The organism is Sanguibacter sp. A247, assembly GCF_052324925.1.
GTDB lineage: Bacteria > Actinomycetota > Actinomycetes > Actinomycetales > Cellulomonadaceae > Flavimobilis.
Window position 1 is genome coordinate 346436 of record NZ_JBQPRE010000003.1, and the last position, 18201, is coordinate 364636.

The following is an 18201-nucleotide window of genomic DNA, read 5'->3' on the forward strand; positions in this document are numbered from 1 at the left end:
ATGCGCACTGTGCAGAGTTCTGAAGGGACCCAATGCAACTCCCGGCGACATTCGCAGAAACCCTCGATTTCGAAGCCGCCGCTCGGGAGGTGGTTGCGAAGCCACTACTGGAAATGCCACCTCTCATTTCCGAGCGCGCCCTAAATAATAACGCAGCGCTTCTTGCGGACGCCTCATCGGCGGTCTCGATTGGTGGCCACACTCCGTCCATGACCATCATGGCGATGCCAAAGAAGGGCTACGGCCCACGCCCAATCGGCATTCTCTCACCGATCGACCGAACCATATACGAGGCGCTCGTGAACCGATTGATCATACACTTGCCCCCCTCGTCACGAGACGGAGGAATCGAGACTCATCGAGCATTTGGCCTAGACAGCACCGACCAAGACGCGCGTGTCGTCGACCTGGATATTGCCGCATGCTACGAGTACATCGATCACAAAATTCTAGCCGACGAGATCCTGATGCAGAGCCTGGACCCGGCAGGCACCCGAGCCCTAACAGCGTTCCTCAATGACCTATTCCCCCGATCCGTTGGACTTCCCCAGGCCATGGCCGCGAGCCACGCGCTAGCGGATGCCTATCTTGAGCGCATCGTCCGCGGGATTCAGCGCGGCGGCTACCAAGTAAATAGGTACGCAGACGATTTTCGCATTGTAGCGAGGAACTGGGCGGATTCGCACTTAGCCCTGGAACTGGTGGTCACCGAGGCTCGCAACATTGGTCTCACGCTGGCCGACGGGAAAACGCGAATAAGCTCTCGCGACGCGCTGCTCGCCGAAATTCAGGAACGCCAAAATCTATACGACCAGTATAAATCGGACGCAGCCGACGAGCTGCGCTACATTGATTTTACAGATAACGGCTATGACGATGTCGTTATCGAGGAGAAGGAAGCGCCAGAAGAAGAGGTGGACTTCGCAACCCTGCGTAGGATTGTTGAAGATTGGATTACGAGTCAGAGCGACCCTCGTGCACTCCACGCTTCCTTTGGCTCGCGCGCCCTCCAAGTGCTCGCCGCCGCGCCAGAACGAATTCCCGACGAGTGGCTTCTCAGGATCGTCGCCCGCGAGCCGAGGAGGCTACGCAGCGTCCTCGCGTATATTTCGCGCCGGGGGGAGAGTGAGGAGAATTGGAAGACCCTGGAACTTCTTTCACAGCAGCCGAGGAGATCTCCATGGTCGCGAGTGTGGCTCCTGGCTACTGCTGACGAACTGCAGTCGCGCGACGCCAACACTACAGCGGAGTTGATGGAGTGGGCCACAGGTTGTCTGCGAGACAACTCCGAGGTCGTCCGTGCCGAGGCTGCCTGGCTGCTCGCCCACACGCATTCGGTCAATGGAGATGACCTTGCATCCATTTTCGTCGAGTCCACCCCGATCACAAGATTTGGAGTTGCAGCCGCGGCCGGAAGACTTGACGGAGCCACACCGTCGAAGGTTGGAAAGGCCCTTCGCGCGGATTCAAGGGTAGCGCGCGCCGCCTATATGTGGGGAACCGACCATGCTAGTTGATGGCCGACTCACCGCCGAGGCAGAGGCCACCATCGCCCGTCTCTCACACGGGCTCTATGCAGACAGTCTTGCGACGGCTTCACTGTCGAGCCTTGTGGCGATAGTCGAAGCCCATGTGGATGCGTCGATTCAGACGCTGTTCGATTGCTCGACTGTCGGAGATACAACATTTGGCAAGTTCCTATTTCAGCGCTATAGTCGTGAATTGAAGCAGACCTGGACGGGGCGAATGGAATCCCTCCGGGCGGGGTTCGGAATCGTCATTGAGCCCGAGATTCTCTCGAGGAGACTACTCTGGATAGTGGATATTCGGAACGCGATTGCGCACGGCGACGGGTCACTCACGGACAGGCAGGTGCAGAGTTGGAGCGCTGCTCTGAACTTGCGCCGAGATCTTGAACGCGAGTTGGCAGTTTCTATAAATGCTCGCAGGATCACCATAACCCCATTGACGATCGAGAGGTCGGTACGGTTTCTCGTTGCGTACGTTGCCGCCTTCGATCTCGCTATTGGCCGCAGCCTTAGTCGCACTGCATAGCGGCTTTGGGATATTGGGCTCTTCGCGATCGAGGGTGTAGAGGCCTGAGCGCGTCGTTGGCCGGATGTGGGTCGAGGTCTCCCTGAGGATGGAAGTTCTCACACTCACCATCTGGAAGACCTCGACATGCCCCACCCTACTTTCGCAGCCCCCGACCTGACGACGTTCGCCCGCCTGGACGAGCTCGGCCTTGAGGCCGTCGGGCAGTACCTCGGCACGGACCGGGCGGTGCTGGAGTGCCGCGCCACAGAGCCGGACCAGTGGTGCCGGCAGTGCGGGTGCGAGGGCGTGCCGCGCGGCACCGTGGCCCGTCGGCTTGCGCACGAGCCGTTCGGGCACTGGCCCACGACGCTGCTGATCCGCGTGCGCCGCTACAGGTGCACGGGATGCGGGCGGGTGTGGCGGCAGGACACGACGGCGGCAGCGCCACCTCGGGCGAAGATCTCCCGCGGCGGGCTGGCGTGGGGGCTGGCGGGGATCGTGCTGGACCACCTGTCGGTCTCGCGTGTCGCGGCAGGACTGGGGGTGTCCTGGTCGACTGCGAACACCGCGATCCTCGCCGAGGGCAAACGCCGCCTCATCGAGGACCCTCATCGGTTCGACCACGTCACCACGATCGGTGTCGACGAGCACGTCTGGCGTCACACCAGGCGCGGTGACAAGTACGTGACCGTCATCATCGACCTCACCCCGGTGCGGGACAAGACGGGCCCGGCGAGGCTGCTGGACATGGTCGAGGGCCGCTCGAAGGCCGTGTTCAAGCAGTGGCTCGCCGACCGGCCGAAGGCATGGCAGGACGGGATCGAGGTCGTCGCGATGGACGGCTTCACCGGGTTCAAGACAGCCACCACCGAGGAGCTGCCCGACGCGGTCGCGGTCATGGACCCCTGCCACGTGATCCGCCTGGCCGGTGACGCGTTGGAGAACTGCCGACGCCGCGTCCAGCACGACATCTTCGGCCGCCGCGGGATGAAAGGCGACCCGCTCTACCAGGCCCGCCGCACCCTGCTCACCGGCGCCAGCCTGCTCACCGGCAAGCAGCAGGCACGGCTGGGGGCGCTGTTCGCCGACGAGCGGCACGCCGAGGTCGAGGCGACGTGGGGCGTCTACCAGGACGTGATCACCGCCTACCGCGAGAAGGACCCGAGCCTGGGCCGGTTCTTCCTGCAGCACACGATCGACCGGATCACCACCGGCGTCCCGGACCCGCCGGGCACCTCGAACGGACCGACGGAGGCGATCAACGGTCGGCTCGAGCCCCTGCGTGGCACTGCCCTTGGCTTCTGGAACCTGACCCACTACATCCCACGAAAACTGCTCGAAGCCGGCGGCTTCAGGCCTCGACTGCACCCTGGATTGGGATGAGCCTGTTTCGCCTCAGTTCACGGCTGATCGTCGAAGGTGCCCCCATCGTCGCCCCGATCTTCCGGATCGACAGACCCGTCATGATCAGGTCCTACAGCGGTCTCGCTCGAGGAGGCCGAGGTAGCGGGCATCGATCACCTGCTCGGCGCGGAGCGTTTCATAGCGCGTAGCAGCCCGGGTCTTGATGGCGTCGATGACGGCGGCGAGGTCGTCGGGTAGCGGGTCGGCGGCGCTGATGGTGTGGTCGCCAAAGGTGCTGTCGATGGTGCATTGAACAGATCGGCGGCCAGACGCGCTCCCGTGGGGCGGCTCCAATCCACGATCCGATACCCTCTTGTCGACAGTGTCCCCACAAGCGTGAATCAAGGAGGAAATCGTGATTCCCATCAAGACCAATGTCGAGGACATTCAGAAGTTGCTCGCTTACCTCGGAAAGCAGATCGGCTGGGTGGAACCGGCAAAGATCGAGAAGGCACTCGGGTCGGTCGACGATCGCAAGGTTAGCGCGATGGTCGAGTACGGTCTCATCGTCCGCGACGGTGGGAATCTTCGGACGACTGATCGCGGCAAGCAGTTCAACACCGACCCGCGCGCCGTGCTCCGAGAGGTGTTGTCGAGCGTTGAGCTGTACCAGGCAACGCTGGAGTGGGTTCACTACGGCAAGCGGTCTGAGGCGACGACGTCTGAAATCGGACAGTACTGGGAGGGATCCCACAAGGACACCGTCGGCAGCTTGAGCGGCTCAACGCTCGCGTCTGGTGCGGTGACCTTCGGGCGCATCATTGACGGAGCGGGGCTGGGAACCTTCGTGGTCGGCCGCGGCGGGAACGAGACTCGGGTCAGCTTCGACCTCCCTGAAGTGGACGCGGTGGTGAATGGGGCTCCTCCAGCGGAAGAAGCCGAATCAGAGGTTGTCGAGGATGTGGAGCCCGCGACGGCAATGGCCACTAACACCCCAACACCCGTAGCCACGCCCGCGACGGCTCCGAGCTTCCCCGCACCTACGTCCACGGTTTCCCTATCCACCAGCCCGAGCGTGCACGTCAACGTCGAGATTCACATCGCCGCCGACGCCACTGCGGAAACGGTGCGAGAGATCTTCAAGAACATGGCTCGATACGTCCTCAACAAGCCCGTAACAGATGACGTCTAGTGAGGACTGGGTACCAGATCTCGAACGGCTCCGAGAGTTCCAGGAGGCGTATCGGCTACCCGTAACCGACATCGCGAGGCAGGCTCCCGCACAGGCGCTTCACTCGCTGCGAGACGCCACGAAGAACGCTCCTGAAAGCTACCGACCGTATCTGGATGAGGCTGTGGACTGTTACGAAGCTGGCGCGTATCGCGGCGCAGTTCTCATGGTGTGGGCGGCGACTATCGAGCACATCTACTCTGTGATCGAGAGACATCGGCAAGGGTTCAAACTCCTCGAAGCGGAGAACTTCAAGCGTTACGAGAAGGCGGGCTTCTACCGAAAGATCAACAAGAAGAGCGACCTCCTGTACGTAAGCGACGGGAATCTGCTGCTGATCTGCGAGGACGCCGGAGTTTTCAACAAGAACGCGCGCGCCGTTCTCAATGATGCTTTGAAGACGAGGAACCGTTGTGGGCATCCGACGGGCTATGTCGTCGGTCGCGAAGAGGTCGTCGTGTTCATTGAACGGCTAATCAACAACTTCATCAGCGGGGCGATGGTCGACTGGGACTAGGGCTAGTTGTGATGTCCAGGGACGTTGTTGCATGAATCGCGAATGATCTGCTGACAGGCGAAGGCCTCCCGTTGCGGGAGGGGAGCTGTCTAGAAACCGCTCACGCAACACAGGAGGCCTTCGTGTCCCACGCTAACGCTGCTCTCACCCCGCGCGCTCGATTACGGCTCGCTAAGCTCATCGCCGAGGATCATTGGCCAGCGACTGTCGCGGCGAAGATGTTCATGACCTCACCGCCCACGGCGCGGAAGTGGGCTGCGCGGTTCCGGGCAGAGACCAGCCGTGACGCCACGCCCCATGAGAGGATTCGCGCTATGACGGGACCCGACGGGACAGAATCCGGCTCAACGGCCCTCGGGACCGCCGGGCCCGGATCGACGGCTGGCACACTCGCCTACCGCACTTCCATCCGCCCTGGTTGGGACTCGGTCTCCCCCGCTGCCCGCGCGGCCATCGCGCAAAGGTGCGTCGCCGTGGTCGTTCGCGCAGAGTCAGCGATTGCCGGTTTCACTCCCGGCCTCGCATGCGTGCTGGAACTTGCTGACGGCACTCGCCTCTTCATCAAGGGCGCGGGCCCGGCAAGCCCGGAGTGGCTTGTGGGGAGCTACCGGCGGGAGGCCGCGACGGTGGCAGCTCTTCCGCCGCACTCCGCGCTCGTGCCGCTGCGATGGACGCTCGACGTCGACGGGTGGTTCTTCGCCGTCTATGACGCGGTCGATGCCACACACCCAGTGCGGCCATGGACGGCTCCTGACGCATGGCGGGTACTCGACGCGCTCACCGAGGCCGCGGCTGCACTCACTCCTCCGCCTGCTGCACTCGAAGCCGGGTCGTGGGTGGACGAGCTGGGTCCCTATGTCGATCAGCTCGGCGCCCTCGAGCCACGCATCGGGTCTGCCAGGACCGCACACTTGCAGGACCTTGCCCGGCGCGTGCTTGCCGAGGCTCCTGCGACGACATTGAGCCACGACGACGTCCGCGACGACAACCTCCTTCTTGAACGCGGAGGAGGCGTGAGGCTCGTCGACTGGAGTCACGGGATGCTCGCTCCCCCGTGGTTCATGTCCGTGGTCGCGACGATTTCCATGGCTGCCGACGGCCTTGATGCGCGTGCTCTGCTCGCGGAGCACCCTGCAACGCGCGACGTCCACGCCGATCACGTCGACGGGCTCGTGGCGCTGCACCTCGGGTACTACGCGGGCGTCGCAGACCTCGAGGAGGTTGAGACGTCGCCGCAGTTGCGGGCCCACCAGAGGTGGTACCGCGAGGCGACGATCGGGTGGTTTGGCTACTGAGCGCTGGCACGAGGAAGCACGCGACGAGCCGCTGCCACGGCGATCTGCGCGTGAACGTGACGGGCCGACGCTGCGCATCATGGTCCCGGCCCCGTCCCTGACGATCACCGCCCGGCGAGCCTCCGCAGCATCTCCTGCGTCTCCGGATCGACCGAGAACAGGTACGTCCCCTCCATCCCACGCGTGAGCAGCACCTTGTAGACGTTGCGCACGAGGCGGTCGAACTCGTCGTCGGGTACGCGCGTCCGCGAGCGGAAGTCAGGGTCGCGGTTCTGCTCGCGCCGCGCGACAAAGCGGTCGCCGCGCCACACGAGGTCGGGGCCGAGGATGACGCCGTTCCACCCGTACTCGAAGCCCTGCGCCGTGTAGACGCAGCCGACCTGCTCGAAGCCGCCGTCGGCCGTCGCCCACAGCGCGGACGGCGGTGCCGAGCCGATCCCGCGGTCGCCCTTGACGTTCCACGGCCGTACCCAGTCGCCGATCCTCACGTCGGGCACGAGCCCGACACCGTCGACCGGGTCGCTCCACGGCCAGCAGTACCCGGCCGTCATGCGAGCCCCGTGCCCCGCTGCGAGCTTCGCGCGCAGGCGCGCCTCCATCTCGTGCGGCGAGTCGACGACGTCAACGCTGAACGACGGCTCGTCGTGCCACGGCAGCGGCCCTCCCGGCGCAAGACCGAGAAGACGCCGCACCCACTCGATGTAGGCGAGCGACCCTCCCGCGCGGAACTCGGCGTCGAGGTCGACCTGGACGACATCGATGCCCCGCCGAGCAGCCGCCGCACGGATATCTGCCACCGCACCCTGCTCGCCCGGCCGAACGACCTGGTGCTCATCGAGGAGGAACACTGGCACGCGCGCGGCGTCGAAAAGTTCATCAACCTGGAGGCGTGCAGATTCTCGGACGACCTTCGGCGTGTATCGGCTCACGGACGTCTCGCGGATACGGTGCGCCTCGTCACAGACGAGCACGTCGAGCCCGTTGCGCTCTGCCTGCATGAAGCTGTTGAAGTACGTGAAGAGCGTCCGGACGCGCGGCGCACGATGACCGACGACCTTCCGCAGCGTCTGCGTGAACGAACGCGACCCCGTCGCGTGAAGGACCGCGCGCTCCTGCCGGGCGAGCTCGCCGAGCAGCGCGAGGGCGATGACCGACTTCCCCGAGCCCGGACCGCCCGTGATGACGACGGCCGACTTCACGTCCCCGCGGCGTGACCGTTCGACGGCACGCAGGACGAGATCGAACGCGACGCGCTGCTCGTCGAGCAGGACGAACTGCTCCCGCTCCCGCACCTCGTCGGCGGCGAGCGCAAGCAGCTGCTTCGACGGCGCGACGGCCGACCTCGCAAAAGCGTCGGCCGCCTCGATGCCCGGCTCGGGCGCGAACGCCCGCCGCAGGTGCTCGACGAGCTCGGCGCGGCCGTCGCCCGTGAAGAGCGGGAAGTCGCGGACGTGCGCGTGGTCGTAGAGCGAGTCGACGGACCGGCGGGTCGCGTTGTGGAGATAGGCGAGCCCGCCGATCGTCGCGGCGTCCGGGTTGTGGGGCCCGAGGATCGCGAGGAAGTCCCGCAGGTAGTCGACGTACCCACCGACCTGGACGGACGGGTGGAGCGACTGCCTGTACGCCGTCCCCGGAACGGTGACGAGATTCTCAGCGTCGGGCATCGTCGTCGCCTCGGCCCACTGCTTGAGCTCGACGACGACGTACCTGGGTGCGCCCGTCACCCGGTCGACGCCCGCGAGGACAACGTCAGCGCGCTTTGACGTCAGCGGAAGCCGTTGCTCAACGAGCATCTCGATGCTGCCGAGACCCGCGTCGGACAGGTCGCGCGCAAGTCGCGGCAGCGAGTTCCGCCACGAACGCGACTCGCTCGCGCCACCGGCGCCAATCCCCTGCGACCGGAGATACTCCGCCAAGACACGCTCCAGCTCGGACGTGCCCGACGCCGACAGCTCGACGATCTGGGCCGCCGTCAGGCGAACGGAAGTTACCGACATGGACACACCCCGGGCAGCACGAAGTTTCGTGCGGTGGGGGCATGTCCCGGGGGAAGTCCGTCGGTACCGCTGGTACGAGGGTCACGCTAGCAAGCGCTAGCGCTCTGAAGTGCTGCGACACGGACGGACGCACTGCCCGGTCCGAGTGCACCTCACACCAAGCGATACGCCGGTAGCCCCCGGTCGCTCTCATAGCGCTGAGGTGGCCGAAGCGGTGACCAGAGGCGTGCCCCTGGTTCAATGTCAGACGTCTCCGGCAAGATGTGAGCGGTCACCGGGGGCGCAGACCTGGGCATCGTCGACTCCGACCCGATGCTGCGCGTGCGGTTCCTCGACGCGACGCTCGCCCCCGGCGGCATGGCCGATTTTGCGGCACCCGTCCAGCAGCTCGCAGCCCTCGACGTCGAACCGCGGATCCTCGTGCTTCTCGAGAACCGCGAGACCCTTCTCTCACTCCCCGCGATGCCCGGCATCGTCGCGGTGCACAGCCCCGGATATGCGGTCGAGATGCTCGATCCCATCGGCTGGGTACGGAACTCACCGGTCGTCTACTGGGGCGACCTCGACTCGCACGGGTTCTCGATCCTGCACCGGTTGCGTACCCATCACGATCGCGTCGAGTCGGTGCTCATGGACACCGAGACGCTCGAGGCGCATCTCGACCTCGCCGTCGTCGAGCCACGACCTGCGCGAGGCATCTACCCGACGCTCACCGAGGCTGAGAGCACGACACTCGAGCGCTTGCGCGCTGGCGGCGACCTGCGCCTCGAACAGGAGCGGATCCCATGGGAGTACGCGCTTACACAGCTCAACGCCGCGATCACACCGCCTCGCCCCACGCAGCGATCCCCGATGTGACGTATCACCTATGAGATGGTCAGAGCCGTAGGTATGGCGTAACAAGATCGGTGACGGGTGGAGATTCCCTGGCCGCGACCGCGATCGACATCGACGACTACCACTGAGGAGGAACGATGACCACGAACTACGCCGTAGCTCCGGGCGAGTACCTCGCGAGTGGATCGACGAGCAAGCGCTCAGCCAGGGAGCGATTGCCGACCTCCTCGGCGTAAGCCGCAAGCACGTCAGCGAGATCGTCAACGGTCGCGCCTCCATCTCCCCTGAGACGGCGGTCAAGCTAGGGCGAGCGACCGGGATAGCCGCGGACGCATGGCTCCGGCACGAGGCCCTCTATCGCGCCGATCTCGCTCGAATCGCGAGCGAGCGCTCACTTTCCGCCTCTTCGTGGAGCTTGCAGGCCCACCCGTGACCTGAGGCACGCCACCCACGCCGCCGGCCCCCGATGAACACAGAAGCACCTCACACCAAGCGATAAGCGGGCAGCCCCCGTCGCCGCACGAGCCACTCCGCGACCACGAGGTTCGGGATCCAGCAGAGGAACGGCACTGCTGCGTAGGCGTTGTCGAAGATCGGCGCGAACTCGATCTCGCCGTTCGCGAGCAGGATCTGTCCGACGATGAGCAGCCCGAGCCACAGTCGCAACGTCGGGGCGGCGAAGCTGAGCGCGTAGTTGCGGATCATCCAGGACCGGTGGAGCTTGATGTCCCCTCGCCTGATCGCGGCGAGCGCCCGCCACCCGGTGACGAACCACAGCACGCCGAGCGCACCGAACCCGAACGTGCCCACGAGCCCGGCGGAGTTGAACGGTGCGATGACGAGCGACGTCACCGACGCGAGCCCGACGGCGATGAAGTAGCCGCGCCCCAGCACCCGGTGCACCCGGGGTGAGCGCACCCGCAGGCGACGCGAGAACTGCGCGGGCCCGAGCACGAGGGCGAGCGCACCGGTGACGATGTGCAGGTAGAACGACGCTTGGACGACGAGCGGCGCACCCACGTAGCTGCCGGCGATCGCCTGCCCGTCCTCGTCGGCCGCAGCGATCTCGGCGAGCGTGCCCTGGCTGTAGAAGAACAGCGTGTAGGCGACGACGGCGAGCGAGAGCAGCGCCACGGTGACGAGGCCTGAACGGCGCCGCAGGCGCGCGACCCTCCCGGGTCGGGGGCGCCACGACCGCGACGCGTCTGCGCGTCCGGGTGCGGCAGGAACGGGTGGTGAGCCGACGGCACTAGTCATGAGAACCCCTCGAATGTGAACGCCGTTAACATCGCGTGAGACAGCACCGTAACGGCGGATGTTAGAGTCGTCAACATGGAGGCTCAACAGCGCTATCACCATGGCTCACTGCGCGAGGCACTGCTCGCGGCGGGCCGCGAGCTGCTCGCCGAACGCGGACCCGACGGCTTCTCGCTCTCCGAGCTCGCACGCCGCGTCGGTGTGAGCACAGCAGCCCCCTACCGTCACTTCGAGGACCGTGACGCGATCCTCGACGCTCTCGCAGCCGAGGGCTACGCGATCTTCGACGACCACCTCCGCGCCGCGATCGAGGGCGCACCCGACCCGGCCGCTGCACTCGCCCGCGCCGGCGTCGCCTACCTCCGGTTCTCGATCGAGAACCCCGCCGTCTTCCGCGTCATGTTCCACAACCGCCCAGGACGACCGACGATCACCATCCCGACCGCGTTCACCGCGTTCGCAGACACCGTCACGCAGGCCCAGCACTCAGGCTTCCTCACCGACCAGATCGAGCCGCACGTCGTCGTGCGCAGCCTCTGGTCCGCGATCCACGGCGCCGCCGTCCTCCACGCCACGGGCGGCTTCACCAAGCTCGGCCTCGACGCACCTCTCGAGCAGATCGTCGACGGCATCGTCGCGCCCTACCTGACACAGCCACGCTCCCCCGCCCCCTAGCGCAACCCCTGCACCCAGCAGGTCCTCAGAACACCAGGGATGCCGCAAGCCGCGTCTGACGCGGCCGCGCGAGTGGCGGCTGGCAGGGGTTGACTGGGAGGACGGCCGGCGGACAGCCGCAGGAGGACCCGAGCGAGGAGCGCATCATGACGACGACGTCGATCGACGCAGACGAGCACACTGAGCAGGTCGACATGCTCGTCATCGGCTGGGGCAAGGCAGGCAAGACCCTCGCCAAGGTGGCAGCGGGCCGCGGGCTGCGGGTCGCGCTCGTCGAGGAGTCCTCGCACATGATCGGCGGCGCGTGCATCAACGTCGCATGCATCCCGACAAAGATCCTCGTGCACGACGCAGAGCAGCGCCGTGCAGGTGACGACGTCGACGCCTACCTCGCCGCGACGATCGAGCGGCGCGACACGCTCACGGGCGCGATGCGCGAGGCCAACCACCGCCTGCTCGCAGATCTCGACCAGGTCATGCTCGTCCAAGGCCATGCGACGTTCACGGGGCCACGCACCGTGCTCGTCGAGGGCGGCCCCGAGCGACTGCACCTCGTCGCCACGACCGTCATCATCAACACCGGGACCCGTCCCGCCACCCCGCCCATCCCGGGGGCCGCTGTCGGGGCCCGAGTCCACAACTCGATCACGATCCAGCACGTCGCACCGCTCCCGCGCACACTCGTCGTCATCGGCGGCGGTGATGTCGGCCTCGAGCTCGCGTCGACGTTCGCCCACCTCGGCTCCGACGTCACCGTCCTCGACCGCGGGCCGCGCCCGCTGTGCCACGAGGACGACGACGTCGCCGAGACAGCCGCCGAGATCCTCGCCGACAACGGCGTGACGTTCGTGCCGCGCGCAACCGTCACCAAGATCGACCCGGGCGACAGCGAGAGGCGCGCACAGGTCACGTGGCACGACGGGGACGACGAGTCCTCGCGTGAGGCCGACGCCGTCCTCGTCGCGCTCGGCCGCGAGCCCACGACAGACACCCTGGGGCTCGCAACCGCAGGCGTCGCGGTCGACGACCGCGGCTACGTCGTCGTCGACGAGCACCTGCGCACGAGCGCAGCGGGCGTCTACGCCGTCGGCGACATCAACGGCGGCCCGCAGTTCACGTACATCTCGTTCGACGACCATCGCATCGTCGCCGACCACCTCTTCGGCGAGGGGCGTCGCTCGACGACGGACCGCGTCGCGGTGCCGCGCACGACGTATCTCACTCCCCCGCTCTCACGCGTCGGCCTCACCGAGGCGGATGCACGGGACCATGGCTACGACGTCCGCGTCGCCTTCCGGAAGGTCGCGCAGATCGCCGCAGCCCCCCGCGCCAAGATCGAGGGCGACCCGCGCGGGCTCGTCAAGATCATCGTCGACAGCGCAACCGACCTCGTCCTCGGCGCTGCTCTCCTGCACGTGCACTCCGAGGAGCTCATCAACTTCGTCGCCCTCGCGATGCGCCATGGCGTCACCGCGAGCGAGCTGCGCGACGGCATCTACACCCACCCGTCGACCACCGAGGCACTCAACGAGGTGCTCACGGCGCTCACGCCGTAGCGCACCTCACGCCGTAGCGGACCTCACGCCGTAGCGCACCTCACGCGCCAAGACGCTTCTGCGCCCGTCCGAGGACGCCGAGCACGGTCGAGCCGAGGACGAGCACGCCCACCGCCGTGACGACTGCCCGCACGGTGTCGACCGTGAGCGTCGACGTCGCCAGCGTGTACCAGACGAACCTCGGCAGGTTCTCGCCGAGCCCACCCCCCGGCACGTAGGAGAGCTGCGTGCCGTCCCCGAGCGCGAACGGCCAGAACCACAGGTTCGTCACGAGCCCGTAGAGGTAGGCGGCGACGATCCCGTATGCGGCCAGCGCGATGACGGCGCGGCGCGGGACGCGCGCACGCCGCCCCTCGTCGGGCACAGCACCCGGCACCGGACCGCGCCCACCACCCGGGAGCACAAGCCGACCGACCGCTCCCGCGCCTGCCCCCACCCACGCAGCCGCGAACGCCTGGAACGGCAACCACGGCCCCACGCCCGCAGTGAGCAGCGCGGAGACGAGCATCGCGAGGGCCCCGAGCGAGAACCCGAGGCTCGGGCCGAGCACCGCCGCTGCCAGCACGAGCAGCACGAACATCGGCTCAAAGCCGCCGAGCCCGGTCCCGAGCAGACGCAGTGCGGCGATGAGCGCGCCGAGCACGCCGACGAGGGCCAGCGCACGCGGGTCGGGCCGCTCCCGGGTGACCGCGGCGAGAGCGCTCGCGAGCACGAGCGGCACGAGGACGACGACGAGCCACGGCGCCGACTGCCCCTCGGACCGCGGCGTCACTGACGCCAGCAGCGGCCAGCCGAGCATGGCCGCACCGAGCAGGCTCGTGAGCACGACGAGGATGCGTGAGGTCAGCGTGCTCACGCGGGCCCCGCCGCGGGTCCCCGTACGAGGTCATGGACGGTGAGCGCGGTGAGGGGTCGCACGACCCGCGCGATCTGGGGTGCGGCCGCAACGGATCCCGTGAGCACGTCGCGCGCGGGTCCGTCGCTGATGACCTCGCCGTCGGCGAGCACGATGACGCGGTCGGCGGCCTCAGCCGCAGTTTCTCCGTCGTGCGTCGCGAGGACGACGGTCGCTCCGGCCGCGGCTCGCGCGCGCAGCGCCGCGACGAGCGCGTGACGGGCGGGCGTGTCGAGGCCGCGGGTCGGCTCGTCGAGCAGGAGGACGTGCGCGCCGGCCGCGAGCTGGATCGCCAGGACGAGTGCGAGCTTCTCCCCCTCGGACAGGTCGCGCGGGTGCGTCGCGTCCGCGATCCCGTCGACGAGCGAGTCGAGCAGCGTGCGCGTCGTCCCCTGCTCAGCCCCCGCGTCGGCGTCACCACTTGCGCACTCGTGCGCGACGCTCGCCGTGAACAGCAGCGCCCCGATCTCCTGCGGGACGAGCGCAACCCGGCGCCGCGCGTCCGCTGCACCGAGGCGCGCGGGGTCCGCACCCTCGACGTCGAGGCGTCCGCGGTGCGGCAGCATCCCTGCGAGCGCACGCAGCAGTGTCGACTTGCCGGCGCCGTTGCGCCCCATGAGGACCGTCACCTCGCCCGCATGCAGCTCGAGGTCGAGCCGCGGCACGACGGTGTGCGTCCCGCGCCGTACCTCGAGCCCGCGCGCACGCACGCGGACGGGAGCGGGCGCGGCCGTCGGCGCCGCGGCACGCTGCTCCCGTACGACGAGCCGCTCGGGCTCGGCCAGGTAGGCACGGCGCGCCGCACGGACGTCGGCGGGCAGCTCGCGCCACCCGGCGACGTCGGTGAGGTGGACGAGCGGCGGTGCCTGCGGCGTCCCCCGGAGCACCTCGAGCCCTCCCGTGCGCAGCGTTCCGTCCCCGCCCAGGTGCCAGATCGCGTCGGCCACGCCCGTGACGCGTTCGAGGCGGTGCTCGGCGATGATGACGGTGAGCCCGACGTCGTGCGCGAGCCGCCGCACGGCCCCGACGACGTCGTCTGCCGCACCCGGGTCGAGCGCGGACGTCGGCTCGTCGAGGAGCAGGACCGACGGCTCGGAGACGAGCGCGGCCCCGAGCGCGACGCGCTGCGCCTGCCCGAGGGAGAGGGTGTCGAGGCGTCGCGCGCGCAGGTCAGCGATGCCGAGCAGGTCGAGCGTGTCCTCGACGCGTCGGCGCATCGAGGCGGCCTCGATCCCCTGCTGCTCGAGCCCGAACGCGAGCTCGGTCTCGACGTGAGCGGTGACGAACCCGCGCAGGGGGTCCTGGGTGACGTACCCGGTGAGGTGCGCACGGTCGCGTGCGGGCACGCTCAGCACGTCGCGTCCGGACAAGGTGACGGTGCCCGACGTCCGCCAGGCGGCGCCGTCGAGCAGGCCCGCAATCGTCCGCAGCAGCGTCGTCTTGCCCGTGCCGGTCGGTCCGGCGAGCAGCACGACGTCGCCCTCGCGCACGTCGGCGTCGATCCGGTCGAGGACGACGCGTCCGTCGATGGCCGCCGTGACCTCGCGCAGGCGCATCATGACGTCGCTCCGCGTACGTCGCCTGCGGGCGTGAGCGCGGACTGCGCCCTCCGCCTGCCCGGCGTCGCAGGTGGGACGAGCGCCGGGAGGACCGCCACGAGCGCCGCGCCGAGCGCAGCAGCAGAGAGCGCGAGCCAGGCGTCGGCCGCGGGTCCGCGCACGGCAGCGGGTGCAAGAACGACGCCGACCGCGGCCACGATCCCGCACCCGACGACTCCGAGGCTCAGGGGCGTCCATCGAGGCGGTCGGTGCACCGTCGTGAGCCGCCCCCGGCCGCCGCCGAGCGCGATCCAGGTGAGCATGCCCGCCACCACCGCGAGGACGGGCGCGGACCACGCAGGCCAGGCCCCGTCGAGGAGCGCGAGCAACGCCAGCGCGCTCGCGGCGAGCGAACCGAGCATGAGCACGGGCGCGCCACGTCGGACGGTCGCGCGCGAGCCGAAGCCCCGCGCTTCCATGCCCATGGCTGTCGCGAACGCGCGCTCGATCGCTCCTTCAAGAACCGGCACGACGACGCGTTCGAGGCTCCGTCGGTCCCGAGCCGGCCGGCCGGTGAGGCTCACGCCCCGCAGCCGCAGCGCCTCACGCGTGTCGAGGACCGAGCGCACGAGCGCGGGGAATGCCGCAACCGCGATGACGGCAGCGATGGCGACGGGGCCGAGCGCGGCGGGCACGTGCCGCAGCAGCAGACCCGCGTCCGCGATCGTGTGCGCGGCTCCCACAGCCAGGACGAGGACCGCGAGCTGCAGACCCCCCGAGACCCCTGCGAGGAGCGATTCCCGCGTGAGCGGCCCGAGAAGCGTGAAGGGGCCGAGGTCAAGCGCCGGAAGGTCGACGAGCACGTGCGCACCCGGCGTCGCCAGGAGGATGTGCGCGCTCACCCGCACGGCGAAGATCAGTCCGGCAACAGCCGCGTACACGCCGAAGCCGCGCGCGCCGTCGGGGCCGTGCACCGTCACCGTGAGCACGACAACTCCCGCGAGCAGCGCGAGCAGCAGCACGTTCGTCGTGCTCGTCGCCGCAGCGGCGAGGGCGCCGGCCCAGCACCACCACGCCGCAGGATGGACGCGGGGCGCGGTCATCCGCGCGACCGGCGCACACGCACGACGACGACCCCGACGGCTAGGGCCGCAAGCACGCCCAGGCCCACGAGCACGACGGGCTCCGGCCCGCCGTCCGGCAGAGCGGTGCCCGCGGCAGGTTCGCGCAGCGTCCAGCCGTTCGGGACGTCCCCTGCGCGTGCGTGGGCGACACTCACCGCGGGCGTCCGGCCCTGAGCGCGTTCGACCGAGTAGACGAGCGCAAGGGCACTGCCCGCCGCAAGGTCGATGTCGCCGATCCCGGCTGTCGCGTACCGCCACGCACCGTCGTCGCCCGCTTGCCACAGTGACCAGTACGAGGTCGCAGGCGGGGTCCGGCGGCATGGCTCGGTGCGCGTCGAGCCGTCGGCGAGCCTGATGCTCTCGTCCGCCGCGGGGCGTCCCTCGACGCGGCACACGAAGGCGAGGCCCATCTGGACGGTTCCCTCGAGCTCGACGTTCGCGACGCGCAGGACGTCGAGCGCGGGGCCCGTCGTCGGTTCGCAGTGCACGAAGCTCCCTCGCTGCGGGTCCGTGACGGGCAGGTCACCGAGGTCGACGACGATCGCCACGCCGGGGCATGCGTCGGACGTCGCCAGCGCGACACCGCGCGGGGCTGCGGCGGGCGCAGCGACCACATGCCCGACGGTGGGCGCCGCACCGGCGGGCGCCCCACCCGCAACGCTGAGCGCGCCCAGCACGAGAGCCGCCGCGACCCCGGCGAGACGCCCCATCAGTCAGTTCCCTCCACGAGGTCGACGAAGCCCGCGCCGACGAGTGCCGGGATCGCCTGTGCCGACGCGCGCGCGTCGGGCGTGGTCCCGTCGAACGTGAGCGCGGTCGCACCCGCGACGGTGACGGTCTGCGCGGCGAGCCACGTACGGGCCGCAGCAAGCGTCTCGGGCGCGACGCCCGCATCGGTGAGGGCACCGATGACGACGCCGGTCGAGTTGACGTTCGCCTCGGGCGCGTCGGCCGAGCGCCACGCCTGCCCACCGTCGGTCTCGAGCGCGGCCTCGAGCAGCCACGTCTTCGCGGCCTCGGTCACCGCCGGGCCGGCGACGGCGTCATCGCCCTCGGCTGCGGCAGACGCACCGAATGCCGTGAGGGCTGAGAGCGCGAAAGCCGTCGAGTCGGCGTCACCCACGCACGGCTCCGCCTCGAGCGCGGCAGGGAACGAGCCGTCCTCGCACGCTTGGTCCACGAGGTAAGCGACGGCCGAGCGCGCTCGCGCAGGTCCGCCGTCGGAGGCGAGCGCGGCCGGGCGGACGAGCGCAAGGACGCCCCACGCCTGGCTCACCGTCGAGGAGTAGTCATCGGCTCCGAGGTCGGAGAGACGGCCGTCGTCCGAGAGGAACTCCGCGAGACGAGCGCCCATGTCGTCGGCGAGCTCGTGCCCGGCCGCTCCGAGCACGACGGCGGCCTTGGCGGTCGACCCCGCCCAGCCGGCGCTCGCGCCGTCCCCCGCGTAGGCATCGAGCACGTCACGCGTGAACGTCCCCGAGAGGTCCGCTGCAAGAGCGGTGTCGCTCGACGCGAGCGCAGCTGCGAGGACGTCGAGGGTGAGTCCCTGATCGGGGTACGCGGTGCCGTCGAAGACGGTCGTGAAGAGGCCGGCCGGGCGCTCGAGCGACGACAGCCAGGCAAGCGCACCCGCCGCGGTCGTCCCGGCCTCGGGCGCCGCGGGGTCGGCGACAGCGGTCGGGGCCGGTGTCGTCGTCGAGCTGGTCGACGGCGGAGCGCCCGGTGCGGGGGCGTCGTCCGCGCACGCGGCGAGCGGAAGGAGGAGAGCTGTGGCGCACACGAGCGCGGCGGAGCGCGAGGTGCGGGCGCGGAAGGAGCGCATGGTGGCCTTTCGACGAGGGGTCGCGTACGCACCCCGCACATGCACGAGGCGCTGCGACGCAGTCCCCCTCTGGGGC

The 18201-nt window shown here is 68.8% G+C and carries 16 protein-coding genes and 2 pseudogenes; 10 read left to right on the plus strand and 8 right to left on the minus strand.

Translation table 11 applies throughout. The features are described 5' to 3' along the window. The first annotated feature begins 209 nt into the window (after nt 1–209). Both ACTVCO_RS09780 and ACTVCO_RS09785 read left to right on the plus strand, forming a co-directional pair. Nucleotides 210–1517, plus strand: a complete 1308-nt coding sequence (locus ACTVCO_RS09780) for a reverse transcriptase domain-containing protein (protein WP_443728228.1) — start codon at nt 210–212, stop codon at nt 1515–1517. 664 nt (nt 1518–2181) lie between these two features. Beyond that, nucleotides 2182–3420 carry an ISL3 family transposase gene (locus ACTVCO_RS09785; protein WP_443728312.1) on the plus strand — a complete coding sequence of 413 codons (1239 nt, stop codon included), beginning with the start codon at nt 2182–2184 and terminating at the stop codon, nt 3418–3420. A 4-nt stretch (nt 3421–3424) separates the two neighbouring features. Here the strand turns inward: ACTVCO_RS09785 and ACTVCO_RS09790 are convergent. Then, nucleotides 3425–3564 (minus strand): annotated as a pseudogene (locus ACTVCO_RS09790) (helix-turn-helix domain-containing protein); the annotation flags it as partial. A gap of 232 nt (nt 3565–3796) precedes the next feature. Between ACTVCO_RS09790 and ACTVCO_RS09795 the strand changes: the two are divergent. The 4 genes and pseudogenes from ACTVCO_RS09795 to ACTVCO_RS09810 all read left to right on the plus strand — a co-directional run bounded on the left by ACTVCO_RS09795 (nt 3797) and on the right by ACTVCO_RS09810 (nt 6424). Then, nucleotides 3797–4573, plus strand: a complete 777-nt coding sequence (locus ACTVCO_RS09795) for a hypothetical protein (protein ID WP_443728229.1) — start codon at nt 3797–3799, stop codon at nt 4571–4573. Beyond that, entirely contained in the window at nt 4563–5129 is a 567-nt protein-coding gene (locus tag ACTVCO_RS09800; RefSeq protein ID WP_443728230.1) for a hypothetical protein, read from the plus strand. Before ACTVCO_RS09795 ends, ACTVCO_RS09800 begins: the two co-directional genes overlap by 11 nt. Nucleotides 5130–5251: 122 nt before the next feature. Continuing rightward, a pseudogene (locus tag ACTVCO_RS09805) lies at nt 5252–5428 on the plus strand (helix-turn-helix domain-containing protein); the annotation flags it as partial. A gap of 174 nt (nt 5429–5602) precedes the next feature. Further along, the gene (locus ACTVCO_RS09810; RefSeq protein WP_443728313.1) at nt 5603–6424 is read left to right on the plus strand and encodes a phosphotransferase; all 822 of its coding nucleotides are present in this window, start codon (nt 5603–5605) and stop codon (nt 6422–6424) included. Nucleotides 6425–6528: 104 nt separating this feature from the next. Here the strand turns inward: ACTVCO_RS09810 and ACTVCO_RS09815 are convergent, their stop codons facing one another. Next, nucleotides 6529–8421, minus strand: coding sequence for a DNA/RNA helicase domain-containing protein (locus tag ACTVCO_RS09815; RefSeq protein WP_443728231.1), 1893 nt, complete (start codon nt 8419–8421; stop codon nt 6529–6531). Nucleotides 8422–8715: 294 nt separating this feature from the next. On the opposite strand from ACTVCO_RS09815, the gene ACTVCO_RS09820 reads away from it, so the two are divergent. Together ACTVCO_RS09820 and ACTVCO_RS09825 are read left to right on the plus strand one after the other, a co-directional pair. Then, nucleotides 8716–9279: a Wadjet anti-phage system protein JetD domain-containing protein gene (locus ACTVCO_RS09820; protein ID WP_443728314.1), complete on the plus strand. Its 564-nt coding sequence runs from the start codon at nt 8716–8718 to the stop codon at nt 9277–9279. 193 nt (nt 9280–9472) lie between these two features. Further along, complete coding sequence (locus ACTVCO_RS09825; RefSeq protein WP_443728315.1) at nt 9473–9691, plus strand: helix-turn-helix transcriptional regulator; 219 nt, start codon at nt 9473–9475, stop codon at nt 9689–9691. A gap of 50 nt (nt 9692–9741) precedes the next feature. Here ACTVCO_RS09825 and ACTVCO_RS09830 read toward each other — a convergent pair whose 3' ends face one another. Further along, nucleotides 9742–10515 (minus strand): DUF2306 domain-containing protein, encoded by a 774-nt coding sequence (locus ACTVCO_RS09830; protein WP_443728232.1) that lies wholly within the window; start codon nt 10513–10515, stop codon nt 9742–9744. 75 nt (nt 10516–10590) lie between these two features. Here ACTVCO_RS09830 and ACTVCO_RS09835 point away from each other — a divergent pair, with 75 nt between their 5' ends. Both ACTVCO_RS09835 and ACTVCO_RS09840 read left to right on the plus strand, forming a co-directional pair. After that, complete coding sequence (locus ACTVCO_RS09835) at nt 10591–11190, plus strand: TetR/AcrR family transcriptional regulator (protein ID WP_443728233.1); 600 nt, start codon at nt 10591–10593, stop codon at nt 11188–11190. Between the two features lie 146 nt (nt 11191–11336). Further along, nucleotides 11337–12746 (plus strand): dihydrolipoyl dehydrogenase family protein, encoded by a 1410-nt coding sequence (locus tag ACTVCO_RS09840; RefSeq protein ID WP_443728234.1) that lies wholly within the window; start codon nt 11337–11339, stop codon nt 12744–12746. Between the two features lie 40 nt (nt 12747–12786). Here ACTVCO_RS09840 and ACTVCO_RS09845 read toward each other — a convergent pair whose 3' ends face one another. Genes ACTVCO_RS09845 through ACTVCO_RS09865 form a run of 5 tightly spaced genes read right to left on the minus strand, consistent with a single transcriptional unit; the run spans nt 12787 to nt 18125 of the window. Continuing rightward, on the minus strand, nt 12787–13602 hold the full coding sequence (locus ACTVCO_RS09845) for an ECF transporter S component (RefSeq protein WP_443728235.1): 816 nt from the start codon (nt 13600–13602) through the stop codon (nt 12787–12789). Beyond that, complete coding sequence (locus ACTVCO_RS09850) at nt 13599–15200, minus strand: ATP-binding cassette domain-containing protein (RefSeq protein WP_443728236.1); 1602 nt, start codon at nt 15198–15200, stop codon at nt 13599–13601. The genes ACTVCO_RS09845 and ACTVCO_RS09850 overlap by 4 nt, the downstream gene beginning before the upstream one ends. Further along, nucleotides 15197–16282: an energy-coupling factor transporter transmembrane component T gene (locus ACTVCO_RS09855; protein WP_443728237.1), complete on the minus strand. Its 1086-nt coding sequence runs from the start codon at nt 16280–16282 to the stop codon at nt 15197–15199. Before ACTVCO_RS09855 ends, ACTVCO_RS09850 begins: the two co-directional genes overlap by 4 nt. Beyond that, entirely contained in the window at nt 16279–17013 is a 735-nt protein-coding gene (locus tag ACTVCO_RS09860; RefSeq protein WP_443728238.1) for a hypothetical protein, read from the minus strand. The genes ACTVCO_RS09855 and ACTVCO_RS09860 overlap by 4 nt, the downstream gene beginning before the upstream one ends. After that, nucleotides 17013–18125, minus strand: a complete 1113-nt coding sequence (locus tag ACTVCO_RS09865) for a hypothetical protein (protein WP_443728239.1) — start codon at nt 18123–18125, stop codon at nt 17013–17015. Before ACTVCO_RS09865 ends, ACTVCO_RS09860 begins: the two co-directional genes overlap by 1 nt. Between the last annotated feature and the right edge of the window lie 76 nt (nt 18126–18201).